This is a genomic window from Enterobacter sp. JBIWA003 (assembly GCF_019968825.1).
GTDB classification, from domain to species: domain Bacteria; phylum Pseudomonadota; class Gammaproteobacteria; order Enterobacterales; family Enterobacteriaceae; genus Enterobacter; species Enterobacter quasiroggenkampii.
Window position 1 is genome coordinate 1,184,319 of record NZ_CP074170.1, and the last position, 12,881, is coordinate 1,197,199.

The 12,881-nt window shown below is 57.0% G+C and carries 11 protein-coding genes; 7 read left to right on the forward strand and 4 right to left on the reverse strand.

Annotated elements, in window-relative coordinates; translation table 11 throughout:
- The first annotated feature begins 12 nt into the window (after positions 1-12).
- From KGP25_RS05610 to KGP25_RS05635, 6 genes are all read left to right on the forward strand, one after another.
- The gene (locus KGP25_RS05610; protein WP_003858972.1) at positions 13-345 is read left to right on the forward strand and encodes a YbaB/EbfC family nucleoid-associated protein; all 333 of its coding nucleotides are present in this window, start codon (positions 13-15) and stop codon (positions 343-345) included.
- On the forward strand, positions 345-950 hold the full coding sequence (recR, locus tag KGP25_RS05615; RefSeq protein WP_008499298.1) for a recombination mediator RecR: 606 nt from the start codon (positions 345-347) through the stop codon (positions 948-950). The genes KGP25_RS05610 and recR overlap by 1 nt, the downstream gene beginning before the upstream one ends.
- Before the next feature lie 110 nt (positions 951-1,060).
- Positions 1,061-2,935, forward strand: a complete 1,875-nt coding sequence (htpG, locus tag KGP25_RS05620; protein WP_045909747.1) for a molecular chaperone HtpG — start codon at positions 1,061-1,063, stop codon at positions 2,933-2,935.
- A 229-nt stretch (positions 2,936-3,164) separates the two neighbouring features.
- Positions 3,165-3,809, forward strand: coding sequence for an adenylate kinase (adk, locus tag KGP25_RS05625; RefSeq protein WP_006809841.1), 645 nt, complete (start codon positions 3,165-3,167; stop codon positions 3,807-3,809).
- 125 nt (positions 3,810-3,934) lie between these two features.
- Positions 3,935-4,897 (forward strand): ferrochelatase, encoded by a 963-nt coding sequence (gene hemH / locus KGP25_RS05630; RefSeq protein ID WP_045909746.1) that lies wholly within the window; start codon positions 3,935-3,937, stop codon positions 4,895-4,897.
- A gap of 62 nt (positions 4,898-4,959) precedes the next feature.
- Positions 4,960-6,264 (forward strand): inosine/guanosine kinase, encoded by a 1,305-nt coding sequence (locus tag KGP25_RS05635; protein WP_045909745.1) that lies wholly within the window; start codon positions 4,960-4,962, stop codon positions 6,262-6,264.
- Between the two features lie 92 nt (positions 6,265-6,356).
- Here the strand turns inward: KGP25_RS05635 and ybaL are convergent, their stop codons facing one another.
- Positions 6,357-8,033: a YbaL family putative K(+) efflux transporter gene (gene ybaL, locus KGP25_RS05640; RefSeq protein WP_045909744.1), complete on the reverse strand. Its 1,677-nt coding sequence runs from the start codon at positions 8,031-8,033 to the stop codon at positions 6,357-6,359.
- Between the two features lie 230 nt (positions 8,034-8,263).
- Positions 8,264-9,472, reverse strand: coding sequence for an MFS transporter (locus tag KGP25_RS05645; protein WP_223540087.1), 1,209 nt, complete (start codon positions 9,470-9,472; stop codon positions 8,264-8,266).
- 161 nt (positions 9,473-9,633) lie between these two features.
- Between KGP25_RS05645 and ushA the strand changes: the two genes are divergently transcribed.
- The gene (gene ushA, locus KGP25_RS05650; protein ID WP_045909743.1) at positions 9,634-11,286 is read left to right on the forward strand and encodes a bifunctional UDP-sugar hydrolase/5'-nucleotidase UshA; all 1,653 of its coding nucleotides are present in this window, start codon (positions 9,634-9,636) and stop codon (positions 11,284-11,286) included.
- Positions 11,287-11,376: 90 nt separating this feature from the next.
- Here the strand turns inward: ushA and ybaK are convergent, their stop codons facing one another.
- Together ybaK and KGP25_RS05660 are read right to left on the reverse strand one after the other, a co-directional pair.
- Positions 11,377-11,856 (reverse strand): Cys-tRNA(Pro)/Cys-tRNA(Cys) deacylase YbaK, encoded by a 480-nt coding sequence (gene ybaK, locus KGP25_RS05655; protein ID WP_008499307.1) that lies wholly within the window; start codon positions 11,854-11,856, stop codon positions 11,377-11,379.
- A gap of 199 nt (positions 11,857-12,055) precedes the next feature.
- Positions 12,056-12,850 carry a TraB/GumN family protein gene (locus KGP25_RS05660; RefSeq protein WP_223540088.1) on the reverse strand — a complete coding sequence of 265 codons (795 nt, stop codon included), beginning with the start codon at positions 12,848-12,850 and terminating at the stop codon, positions 12,056-12,058.
- Positions 12,851-12,881: the final 31 nt, after the last annotated feature.

Sequence of the window (12,881 nt, forward strand, 5' to 3'; positions counted from 1 at the left end):
AGAGAGAAGCCTATGTTTGGTGGAAAAGGCGGTCTGGGTGGCCTGATGAAGCAGGCTCAGCAGATGCAGGAAAAAATGCAGAAGATGCAGGAAGAGATCGCTCAGCTGGAAGTCACGGGTGAATCCGGTGCCGGTCTGGTCAAGGTGACCATCAACGGTGCGCACAACTGCCGTCGCGTGGAAATCGACCCGAGCCTGCTCGAAGACGACAAAGAGATGCTGGAAGATCTGGTTGCAGCCGCGTTTAACGATGCCGCTCGCCGTATCGACGAAACCCAGAAAGAGAAAATGGCCTCCGTGTCCAGCGGCATGCAGCTGCCGCCTGGCTTCAAGATGCCGTTCTGATGCAAACCAGTCCGCTGCTCACGCAGTTAATGGAAGCACTGCGCTGCCTGCCGGGCGTTGGCCCGAAGTCGGCGCAGCGCATGGCGTTTACGCTATTGCAGCGCGACCGCAGCGGCGGGATGCGCCTGGCGCAGGCTTTAACCCGCGCCATGTCAGAAATCGGTCACTGTGCGGATTGCCGTACCTTTACCGAGCAGGACGTGTGTAACATCTGCACGAACCCGCGTCGTCAGGAAAACGGCCAGATTTGCGTGGTGGAGAGTCCGGCGGACATCTACGCCATCGAACAAACCGGGCAGTTTTCCGGGCGCTATTTCGTGCTGATGGGGCATCTCTCCCCGCTGGACGGTATTGGCCCTGACGATATCGGTCTTGACCGCCTTGAACAGCGTCTTGAGTCCGAAACGATCAAAGAGGTGATCCTCGCCACCAACCCCACGGTGGAAGGGGAGGCAACCGCCAACTACATCGCCGAGCTGTGCTCGCAGTATGGCGTTGACGCCAGCCGCATCGCCCATGGCGTGCCGGTCGGCGGCGAGCTGGAGATGGTGGACGGCACCACGCTGTCGCACTCTCTGGCCGGACGTCACAAGATTATTTTCTGACCAAACGGAGGCTGCGCGCGCGGCCTCCGCTTGAAAATTTCCCCCCGTATCCCCATCTCTCACTCAATGTTTTAAAACCCCATTAAATGGCATTGTTGAGGTCGACATAGATGAAAGGACAAGAAACCCGTGGTTTCCAGTCAGAAGTAAAACAGCTTCTGCACCTGATGATCCATTCCCTGTATTCCAACAAAGAAATTTTCCTGCGTGAGCTGATTTCCAACGCCTCGGATGCGGCGGACAAGCTGCGCTTCCGCGCGCTGTCTAACCCGGATCTGTACGAAGGCGACGGCGAGCTGCGCGTGCGCGTCTCGTTTAATAAAGAGAACCGCACCCTGACTATCGCCGATAACGGCATCGGGATGAACCGCGACGAGGTGATCGACCACCTCGGGACCATCGCGAAATCCGGCACTAAGGCGTTCCTGGAGTCCATGGGCTCTGACCAGGCGAAAGACAGCCAGCTCATCGGCCAGTTCGGCGTCGGTTTCTACTCGGCGTTCATTGTGGCGGACAAAGTTACCGTGCGCACCCGTGCGGCGGGCGACAGCGCTGAAAACGGCGTGCTGTGGGAATCCAAAGGGGAAGGCGAATACACCGTTGATGACATCACCAAAGCGGACCGCGGCACCGAAATCACCCTGCACCTGCGTGAAGGGGAAGATGATTTCCTGAACGACTGGCGCGTGCGCTCCATCATCAGCAAATATTCCGACCACATCGCCCTGCCGGTCGAGATTGAAAAACAGGAAGAGAAAGACGGTGAAACCGTGGTTTCCTGGGAGAAAATCAACAAGGCGCAGGCGCTGTGGACGCGCAACAAGTCTGAAATTAAAGACGACGAGTACAACGAATTCTACAAGCATATCGCCCACGACTTTACCGACCCGCTGACCTGGAGCCACAACCGTGTGGAAGGTAAGCAGGAGTACACCAGCCTGCTGTACATCCCGGCACAGGCGCCGTGGGACATGTGGAACCGCGATCACAAGCATGGCCTGAAGCTGTACGTGCAGCGCGTCTTCATCATGGACGACGCCGAGCAGTTCATGCCGAACTACCTGCGCTTTGTCCGCGGCCTGATCGATTCCAACGATCTGCCGCTGAACGTCTCCCGTGAAATTCTGCAGGACAGCACCGTCACCCGTAACCTGCGCAACGCCCTGACCAAACGTGCGCTGCAGATGCTGGAAAAACTGGCGAAAGACGATGCGGAAAAATATCAGACCTTCTGGAAACAGTTCGGCCTGGTGCTGAAAGAAGGCCCGGCAGAAGACACCGCGAACGTTGAAACCATCGCCAAACTGCTGCGCTTCGCCTCTACGCACACCGACTCCTCCGCGCAGACCGTGTCGCTGGAAGAGTACGTCTCCCGCATGAAAGAAGGGCAGGAGAAGATCTACTACATCACCGCCGACAGCTATGCCGCGGCGAAGAGCAGCCCGCACCTGGAGCTGCTGCGTAAGAAAGGCATCGAAGTGCTGCTGCTTTCTGACCGCATCGACGAGTGGATGATGAACTACCTGACCGAGTTCGACGGTAAGGCGTTCCAGTCCGTTGCCAAAGCCGACGAATCTATCGACAAGCTGGCGGATGAAGTGGATGAGAACGCGAAAGAAGCCGAGAAGGCGCTGGAGCCGTTCGTTGAGCGCGTGAAAACCCTGCTGGGCGACCGCGTGAAAGAGGTGCGTTTCACTCACCGTCTGACCGACACCCCGGCCATCGTCACGACCGATGCCGACGAAATGAGCACCCAGATGGCGAAGCTGTTCGCGGCAGCGGGCCAGGCGGTACCGGAAGTGAAATATATCTTTGAGCTTAATCCGGATCATCCGCTGGTGAAACGCGCGGCGGATACCCAGGACGACGCCCGCTTTGCCGAGTGGGTTGAACTGCTGCTGGATCAGTCCCTGCTGGCCGAACGCGGCACGCTGGAAGATCCTAACCTCTTCATTAAACGTGTGAATGCGCTGCTGCTGGCGTAATTAAACACCTGCCCCTCACCCTGGCCCTCTCCCCAAAGGGGAGAGGGTATAATCGTCCCCTCTCCCCTTTGGGGAGAGGGTTAGGGTGAGGGGGCATTCTCGCACTATCCCAAATTATCTCCCCCCATTAACCGTTTCAGCCTTCCTGCCTTCCTTGAGCGATGCCCGTTCTGGTGGTATTGTTTAGCGCTTTTGAAAAATTGAAACGACTTTTGAGGGGATTTTCGCAATGCGTATTATTCTGCTTGGCGCTCCGGGCGCGGGTAAAGGAACTCAGGCTCAGTTCATCATGGAGAAATACGGTATTCCGCAAATCTCCACCGGTGATATGCTGCGCGCCGCTGTTAAATCTGGCTCCGAGCTGGGTAAACAGGCGAAAGACATCATGGACGCAGGCAAGCTGGTGACCGACGAGCTGGTAATTGCTCTGGTCAAAGAGCGCATTGCTCAGGAAGACTGCCGTAACGGTTTCCTGCTGGACGGCTTCCCACGTACCATTCCTCAGGCTGACGCCATGAAAGAAGCGGGCATCAACGTGGACTACGTTCTGGAGTTCGACGTACCGGACGAGCTGATCGTTGACCGCATCGTTGGTCGTCGCGTACACGCTGCTTCTGGCCGCGTTTACCACATCAAATTCAACCCGCCTAAGGTTGAAGGCAAAGATGACGTGACCGGCGAAGAGCTGACCACCCGTAAAGACGATCAGGAAGAGACCGTGCGCAAGCGCCTGGTGGAATACCATCAGATGACCGCGCCGCTGATCGGCTACTACACCAAAGAAGCGCAGGCGGGTAACACCAAATACGCCAAAGTCGACGGCACCAAAGCCGTGGCTGACGTACGTGCAGAGCTGGAAAAAATCCTCGGCTAATTGCACTTCTCTCACCCGGGTCCTCCGGGTGAGAAATATTCTCATCTTACCTATTGCAGCAATGGGTTCCGTTTAAACGCATTTCCGCTACAATTGACAACCATTCAAATGGTTAAGAGGCGTGAATGAGTCAGGCGAAAACCGGCATCCTGCTTGCCAATCTGGGCACTCCAGAAGCACCTACATCAGACGCGGTAAAACGCTACCTGCGACAATTTTTAAGCGACACGCGCGTCGTGGATTTTCCGCGACTGCTGTGGTGGCCGCTGCTGCGTGGCGTTATTCTGCCGATTCGCTCTCCGCGCGTCGCCAAACTCTATCAGTCCGTATGGATGGAAGAGGGCTCGCCGCTGATGGTCTACAGCCGTCGCCAGGAAAAAGCGCTGGCCGCCCGCCTGCCGGAGATGCCCGTCGCGCTCGGCATGAGCTACGGCAAACCCTCTCTGGAAAGCGCGGTAGAATCCCTGCTGGCGCAGGGCGTGGACCATATCGTGGTGCTGGCGCTCTACCCGCAGTACTCCTGCTCGACGGTGGCCGCCGTCTGGGACGAACTGGCGCGCATTCTGGCGACCCGCCGCCGCATTCCGGGCGTGACCTTTATTCGCGACTACGCGGATAACGAGCTGTACATCAAGGCGCTTGCTAACAGCGCGCGCGCGTCGTTTGAAAAGCACGGTGAGCCGGATCTGCTGCTGCTCTCCTATCACGGGATCCCGCAGCGTTTCGCTAACGAAGGGGATGATTACCCGCAGCGCTGTCGCGATACCACCCGCGAGCTGGTCTCCGCCCTTGGCCTGCCGCCGGAGAAGGTGATGATGACCTTCCAGTCGCGCTTCGGCCGCGAGCCGTGGCTGACGCCGTACACCGATGAAACCCTCAAAATGCTCGGCGAGAAGGGCGTGAAGCATATTCAGGTGATGTCGCCGGGCTTCTCGGCAGACTGTCTGGAAACGCTGGAGGAGATCGCGGTGCAAAACCGGGAATTTTTCCTGGAGGCTGGCGGCGAAAAGTACGAGTACATTCCGGCGCTTAACGACTCGCCTGAGCATATCGACATGATGGTCTCACTGGTGACGAACAGCCGCTGATCGCACTCCGGGCCGGGTTTGTGCTACCATTCCCGGCCCATATTCTTCGTACAGTTCAGACCATGAAATTTCCCGGTAAACGTAAATCCAAACACTACTTCCCCGTCGATGCTCGCGATCCGCTCCTGCAGCAAATCCAGCCAGAAAATGAAACCAGCGCGGCGTGGGTCGTCGGTATCGATCAGACGCTGGTGGACATTGAGGCGAAAGTGGATGATGCGTTTGTCGCCCGTTACGGTCTGAGCGCCGGGCACTCGCTGGTGATTGAGGATGACGTTGCCGAAGCGCTGTACCAGGAGCTGGTGCGCGAAAACCTGATTACTCATCAGTTCGCCGGCGGTACCATCGGCAATACCATGCACAACTACTCCGTGCTGGCCGACGACCGTTCGGTACTGCTCGGCGTGATGTGCAGCAACATTGAAATTGGCGGCTACGCTTACCGCTATCTGTGCAACACCTCCAGCCGTACCGATCTGAACTATCTTCAGGGCGTCGACGGCCCGATTGGCCGCTGCTTTACGCTGATCGGCGAATCCGGCGAGCGGACCTTTGCCATCAGTCCTGGGCATATGAACAAGCTGCGCGCGGAAAGCATTCCCGAAGAGGTGATTGCGGGCGCCTCGGCGCTGGTGCTGACCTCCTACCTGGTGCGCTGCAAGCCGGGCGAGCCGATGCCTGAAGCGACCATGAAGGCGATTGAGTACGCGAAGAAGTACGACGTGCCGGTCGTTCTGACGCTGGGCACCAAATTCGTGATTGCCGATAACCCAGAGTGGTGGCAGGCGTTCCTGAAAGAGCACGTCTCGATTCTGGCGATGAACGAAGAGGAGGCCGAAGCGCTGACCGGTGAAAGCGATCCGCTGCTGGCGTCCGATAAAGCGCTGGACTGGGTGGATCTGGTGCTCTGCACCGCGGGCCCTGTCGGACTGTATATGGCTGGCTTCACGGAGGAAGAGAGCAAACGCAAAACCCAGCACCCGCTGCTGCCCGGCGCGATTGCCGAGTTTAACCAGTACGAGTTCAGCCGCGGCATGCGTTATAAAGATTGCATTAACCCGCTGCGCATCTACTCTCACATCGCCCCCTACATGGGCGGTCCGGAGAAGATCATGAACACCAATGGCGCAGGCGACGGCGCGCTGGCCGCGCTGCTGCACGACATTACCGCCAATGCCTACCACAAAACCAACGTGCCGAATTCCAGCAAGCATAAGTTCAGCTGGCTGACCTATTCGTCGCTGGCGCAGGTGTGCAAGTACGCCAACCGCGTAAGCTATCAGGTGCTGAACCAGCACTCACCGCGCTTAACGCGTGGCCTGCCGGAACGGGAAGACAGCCTCGAAGAGGCGTATTGGGATCGGTAAATGTAAAAAGGCAACGTAAGTTGCCTTTTTTAATGTTTGTTCCCTCTCCCCGTGGGAGAGGGCCAGGGTGAGGGCATCAGACCGCACCAAACTTACCCCGTCACCGCCTCTTCAACCGGCGGTTTCTCCAGCAGCGTCAGCATGGTATTCGCAATCTCGCGCTCGCCCATCACCACCTTATCTGCACCGCGCTCGGTAATGTACTCCACCTCGTCGTCATAATGCGCCCGGGCGATAATCTCAATCGTTGGGCACTTCGCGCGTGCGGAGGCCACAATCTCACCCGCTTCATAGCCGTTGGGTATGGTGAGCAGCAGCCAGCGGGCGCAGTCCAGATGCGCCAGATTCATGATCTCTTCGTTTGCCGCATTGCCCAGCACCGCGCGAATACCGCGCTCGCGCAGCTCGTCGACGCGGGTGCGTGAGGTTTCAATCACCACCAGCGGAATGCCCTGCGCCATCAGCTTCTCGCCGAGCAGGCTGCCCACGCGGCCAAAGCCGACCAGCAGGGCGTGATTGCAAATATCCACCGGAATCTGCTTCTCTTCTTCGATGGCCTCTTCGAGCGTCTGCTCTTCCAGCGTTTCGGTTTTGTCGAGGTATTTTTCCAGCAGGGCAAACAGGACCGGGTTCAGCATAATCGACAGGATCGCCCCCGCCAGCACCAGGTTTTGCCCCGCCTGCGGCAGCAGGTTCAGGGCCATGCCCAGACCGGCCAGAATAAAGGCGAACTCGCCAATCTGCGCCAGGCTGGCGGCAATGGTCAGCGCCGTCCGCGGGGAGTGGCCGAACATTCGCACCAGGAAGAAGGCGGCGAGCGACTTACCAAAAATAATGATCGCCAACGTGCCCAGCACGGCCAGCGGCTGCTGGATCAGCACCAGCGGATCGAACAGCATCCCGACGGAGACGAAGAACAGCACGGCAAACGCATCGCGCAGCGGCAGCGTATCGTGCGCCGCACGGTGGCTCAGCTCGGATTCGTTCAGCACCATCCCGGCGAAGAACGCGCCCAGGGCAAAGGAGACATCAAACAGCTCAACGGCACCAAAGGCGATGCCCAGCGCCAGCGCCAGCACGGAGAGGGTGAACAGCTCGCGGGAGCCGGTCGCCGCGCTGCGGGACATGATCCACGGTACCAGACGGCGGCCCACCAGCATCATGATGGCGATAAACGCCACCACTTTACCGATGGTGATGCTCATATCCAGCGCCAGCGAGGCGAAGCCGACGTTGTCTTTTTCCATCATCCCGGCGACGGCGGGCAGCAGCACCAGCGTCAGGACCATGACCAGATCTTCAACAATCAGCCAGCCAATCGCGATCTGCCCGCGCTGGCTGTCAATCAGCTGTCTCTCCTCAAGCGCGCGCAGCAGCACCACGGTACTGGCGGTTGAGAGACACAGCCCAAATACGATACCGGTCATTAACGACCAGCCCAGCACGGCCGAAAGCGCCATCCCAAGCAGCGTCGCCACCCCTATCTGGGCGATCGCTCCCGGTATGGCAATCGACTTTACCGCCATCAAATCCTTCAGGGAAAAGTGCAGACCGACGCCAAACATCAGCAGAATCACGCCCAATTCCGCCAGTTCAGGGGCCAGTTTGGTATCCGCAACGAAACCTGGCGTAAACGGTCCCGCCAGCACACCTGCCAGCAGATAGCCGACAAGAGGAGAAATACGCAGTTTATTGGCAATCATGCCGAGGATAAAAGCGAGCACAAGTCCACCAACAATGGTGGTGATAAGCGGTGTGGCGTGGTGCATTCCGTCTCCTTTCGTTGTGGGTGTTCCTTTTTGGTGAAAAACCAAAAAACCGAGTAATAGTTTATGACAATTTTTACTCTTATGTTTATGAATAATTGTTGAAGTTTGAATAAAACAGCAATATGCGCGTAAAAAAGCGCATTTTGATAAATTCAGCGAGAGGAGAAAGAAGAAACCCTTATGGCATCAGGGTGTCAGGCAGCCAACGTCACACTTTGGCTGCCCGTAATTCACGCTTTGTGGCGGTTATCAGGCAGGAATATGGTCAACATCCCAAGAAGTGGCAGGAAAGCGCAGATTTTATAAACCAGGAAGATGCTGGTGTGATCCGCAACCATCCCTAACACCGCTGCACCCAGCCCCCCCATGCCGAAGGCAAAACCGAAAAAGAGTCCGGAAACCATACCGATACGGCCAGGCAGCAGCTCCTGGGCATAGACCAGAATGGCGGAAAACGCGTAAGCGAGGATAAAACCAATAATCACGGTTAAAATTCCCGTCCATTCAAGGCTGGCGTACGGCAAAATGAGGGTAAAGGGCGCCACGCCGAGGATAGAGCCCCAAATGACATATTTACGCCCAATCTTATCCCCCACAGGTCCGCCAATGACCGTACCGGCCGCAACGGCGAACAGGAAGGCAAACAGGTGAATCTGCGCGTTTTGTACCGATAATCCGAATTTTTGCATCAGATAAAAGGTGTAATAGCTGCTGATGCTCGCCATATAGAAGTATTTCGAGAAAATTAGCACCAGCAGGACGGCCACCGCCAGGATAACCTTATTGCGCGGCAGGGGATTGATAACCTTCGCTTTAGGTTTTCCTTTATTGACGCGATGCTGAGCGGCATACCAGCGGCTAATCTGCGCCAGCACAATAATCGCCAGCAGTGCGGCCAGCACAAACCACGCCACGTTGCCTTTACCGTAAGGGGCAATGATGACTGCGGCCAGCAGCGGGCCGAGTGAGCTACCAAAGTTACCGCCCACCTGGAAAAGTGACTGCGCCAGGCCGTGACGACCACCGGACGCCATCCGCGCCACGCGGGAGGACTCCGGATGGAACACGGACGAGCCGGTACCCACCAGCGCGGCGGCGATCAGCACGGCTTCAAAACTCCCGGCCATGGCGAGCAGCACCAGACCGCTTAGGGTAAAGCACATGCCGATCGGCAGCGACCACGGCATCGGGTATTTATCCGTCCAGTAGCCCACCACCGGCTGTAGCAGCGAGGAAGCCAGCTGGAAGGTCAGGGTGATCATCCCGATCTGCACGAAGGTTAACGAAAACTCGGACTGCAGCAGCGGATAAATTGCCAGAATCAACGACTGGATCATGTCGTTGAGCAGGTGTGAAAGACTGATTGCACCTAAGACTTTAAAGGAGGTGCGCGACGCCGGCGCGCCCGAAACGGGCTGGGTTGATTCACTGGTTGCCATAAATACCACGTTTTGTTAGCAGAAGTGCAGGGGGTAATTATTATCCGACTAACATACCCGCCTGCGACATTTGAAGAAAGTCGCAATTATGAAAACTTATTTGTCTATTCTTATTAGTCACTGTAATTTCTGCCTTTGTCTATTGGTCAGGGAGAGAGAAGATGAAGTTAATGAAGCGGGGCGTCGCGCTGGCGCTCATCGCGGCGTGGGGGCTGGTAAGCCTGCCTGCGCAGGCGTATGAAAAAGACAAAACCTATAAAATTACCATTCTGCATACCAACGACCACCACGGTCATTTCTGGCGCAGTGAATACGGCGAATATGGCCTCTCGGCACAAAAAACGCTGGTGGACGGCATTCGTAAAGAGGTTGCAGCCCAGGGCGGCAGCGTGCTGCTGCTCTCAGGCGGCGATATCAACACCGGCGTGCCGGAATCCGATTTGCAGGACGCCGAACCCGACTTTCGCGGCATGAATCTGATTGGCTACGACGCGATGGCCGTCGGTAACCATGAATTTGATAATCCGCTGACCGTACTCCGTCAGCAGGAAAAATGGGCCAAATTCCCGTTCCTCTCCGCCAATATTTACCAAAAAAGTACCGGCGAGCGCCTGTTTAAGCCGTGGGCGCTGTTTAAGCGTCAGGATCTGAAGATCGCGGTCATCGGCTTAACCACCGACGATACGGCGAAAATTGGCAACCCTGAGTTCTTCACCGATATCGAATTCCGCAAACCGGCAGACGAAGCGAAGCTGGTGATTCAGGAGCTGCAGCAAAACGAAAAGCCGGACGTCATTATCGCCACCACGCACATGGGGCACTACGACAACGGTGAGCACGGCTCTAACGCGCCCGGTGACGTGGAGATGGCGCGCAGCCTGCCTGCGGGCTCGCTGGCAATGATTGTGGGTGGTCACTCACAGGATCCAGTGTGTATGGCATCCGAGAACAAAAAGCAGGTGGACTACGTCCCGGGCACGCCTTGCGCGCCGGACCGTCAAAACGGTATCTGGATTGTGCAGGCGCACGAGTGGGGCAAATACGTGGGTCGGGCAGACTTTGAGTTCCGTAACGGCGAGATGAAGCTGGTTCATTATCAGCTCATTCCGGTCAACCTGAAGAAGAAAGTCACTTACCCTGACGGGAAAAGTGAGCGCGTACTTTACACGCCAGAGATCGCTGAAAACCAGCAGATGCTCTCCCTGCTGACGCCGTTCCAGAACAAAGGCAAGGCGCAGCTGGATGTGAAAATCGGTACGCTGAACGGTCGTCTGGAGGGGGACCGCAGTAAAGTTCGCTTCGTGCAGACCAACATGGGCCACCTGGTGCTCGCGGCGCAAATGGCGCGCACCGGGGCTGACTTTGGCGTGATGAGCGGCGGTGGCATTCGTGATTCCATCGAAGGTGGAAACATCACCTATAAAGACGTTCTGAAGGTGCAGCCGTTCGGTAACGTGGTGGTCTATGCCGACATGAGCGGGAAAGAGGTTGTTGAGTACCTGACCGCCGTGGCGCAGATGAAGCCGGATTCCGGAGCCTATCCGCAGTTTGCCAACGTGAGCTTCGTAGCGAAAGACGGCAAGCTTAACGACCTGAAGATCAAAGGCGAACCGGTTGACCCGGCTAAAACGTACCGTCTGGCGACGTTAAGCTTTAACGCTACCGGCGGCGACGGCTATCCGCATATTGATAATAAACCAGGATACGTGAACACCGGCTTTATCGACGCGGAAGTGCTGAAGCAGTATATCGAGCAGAATTCGCCGATTGACGTGAATGCGTATGAGCCGAAAGGTGAGGTGAGCTGGCAGTAGTGCCGTTGTGTTGCCCGGTGGCGCTGCGCTTACCGGGCCTACGGGTGCAAAATGTAGGCCGGGTAAGGCGTAGCCGCCACCCGGCTTTTTTTACTCCCGGCGGGCAATATCCGCAAACTTCGCGTCCAGCATTTTCGCCAGATCGCCCGCGGCCAGCTCAATATCCAGCCCGCGCTTGCCGCCGGAAATATAGATGGTCTCAAACTCCTGTGAAGGGGCATCGATCAGCGTCGGCAGGCGTTTTTTCTGCCCGAGTGGACTGATGCCGCCCACCAGGTAGCCCGTGGTGCGCTGCGCCACCATCGGATCCGCCATATCCACCTTCTTCGCCCCCAGCGCTTTGGCGACCTTCTTTAGATCCAGCTGTCCTGCCACGGGCGTCACCGCGACGGCGAGGTGCTTCATATCGCCGTTCACCGCCACCAGCAGCGTTTTATAAACCTGGTCCGCGTTCAGCCCCAGCTTGCGCACCACTTCATCACCAAAGTTGGTTTCATTCGGATCGTGATCGTAGGTGTGGATCCGGAAAGAAATGTTGTTTTTTTCGAGTAATTTAACGGCGGGAGTCATAGCTATCCTTCTTACGACAGACAAATCATGCCAACAGCATACGCCTGACGTTTGTCTAAAAAATAGCACCATCTTGCGCAATAGTGTTGGCAGTGATGGTCACTTTGAGCGACAATCGGCTCAACCGAAGGTCTCCTTCGGCATAATAAAAACGATGAAATTCCTCTTTGACGGGCCAATAGAAATATTGGCCATTTTTTTATTCCAGCAACGACGGCAAGTTCCCTTCTCCGTACAAATGTAACGCCCCGACCGCCACCACATAACGCCCCGCAGGTAAGGCATGCAGCGTCTGCCGCCAGGCTTTATTGCGCGCATTCATCAGCACATCATACAGCGATTCGCTGAACGTCGACGGTAACGCCAGCCTGCCGTCCGCGGGCGGTGCATCCAGCCACCAGCCAATCATGGTCTGCAGCAGGCGCGCGTTGGTGTGCCAGTGGGTCAGTGTATCATCCAGCAACATCAGACCGTCGTCGGGAAGCTGTCGCAGGAGCGCAATCTGACTGTCCGTTCCTTCCAGCTCGATGATGGGCAGGCTGCGCGCCCTTGCCACGTTCAGCAGCTGGTAATCAATGCCGTAATCACCCCGCAGCCCCAGACGCTGCGCCTGCGTAGCCTGCAATACCATCGCGATTTGCCACAGCGGCAGGGTGTCAATCATGGAGAGCGAGACGCCCGTCTCATCGGCGACGCGCGTCAGTTCAGCAAGTTGGGCTTCATCCAGGCGTTCCGCCAGGGTGAGATCGCTCTCGAGCCCGGCAAACGGTGACTCCTGACCCGAAATGTCCGCCTCAACGACCAGCGCATCGGCGTGTTTCAGCAGTTTAATCAGGCCGGGAGGCAGGGGAGACATATCCTGCGTGCCCATATGGATGCTGCCAACCAGGTGCAGGTGTTGCCCGCCGGGAAGCGAGATATCCAGACCGGGCCAGGCGTAACGGCGAGGGAAAAGGGCGCGAAACGATGTTTTTATACGATGAAACAGACCCATACGCGCTCCATAAACGGAAAGGTTCATGCTA

Bases quoted from the DNA above. Each gene is read 5' to 3' on its own strand.
- hemH (WP_045909746.1), top strand. From the start codon at position 3,935: ATGAGTCAGGCGAAAACCGGCATCCTGCTTGCCAATCTGGGCACTCCA.
- KGP25_RS05635 (WP_045909745.1), top strand. From the start codon at position 4,960: ATGAAATTTCCCGGTAAACGTAAATCCAAACACTACTTCCCCGTCGAT.
- htpG (WP_045909747.1), top strand. From the start codon at position 1,061: ATGAAAGGACAAGAAACCCGTGGTTTCCAGTCAGAAGTAAAACAGCTT.
- ushA (WP_045909743.1), top strand. From the start codon at position 9,634: ATGAAGTTAATGAAGCGGGGCGTCGCGCTGGCGCTCATCGCGGCGTGG.
- KGP25_RS05660 (WP_223540088.1), bottom strand. From the start codon at position 12,850: ATGGGTCTGTTTCATCGTATAAAAACATCGTTTCGCGCCCTTTTCCCT.
- adk (WP_006809841.1), top strand. From the start codon at position 3,165: ATGCGTATTATTCTGCTTGGCGCTCCGGGCGCGGGTAAAGGAACTCAG.
- ybaK (WP_008499307.1), bottom strand. From the start codon at position 11,856: ATGACTCCCGCCGTTAAATTACTCGAAAAAAACAACATTTCTTTCCGG.
- KGP25_RS05610 (WP_003858972.1), top strand. From the start codon at position 13: ATGTTTGGTGGAAAAGGCGGTCTGGGTGGCCTGATGAAGCAGGCTCAG.
- recR (WP_008499298.1), top strand. From the start codon at position 345: ATGCAAACCAGTCCGCTGCTCACGCAGTTAATGGAAGCACTGCGCTGC.
- ybaL (WP_045909744.1), bottom strand. From the start codon at position 8,033: ATGCACCACGCCACACCGCTTATCACCACCATTGTTGGTGGACTTGTG.
- KGP25_RS05645 (WP_223540087.1), bottom strand. From the start codon at position 9,472: ATGGCAACCAGTGAATCAACCCAGCCCGTTTCGGGCGCGCCGGCGTCG.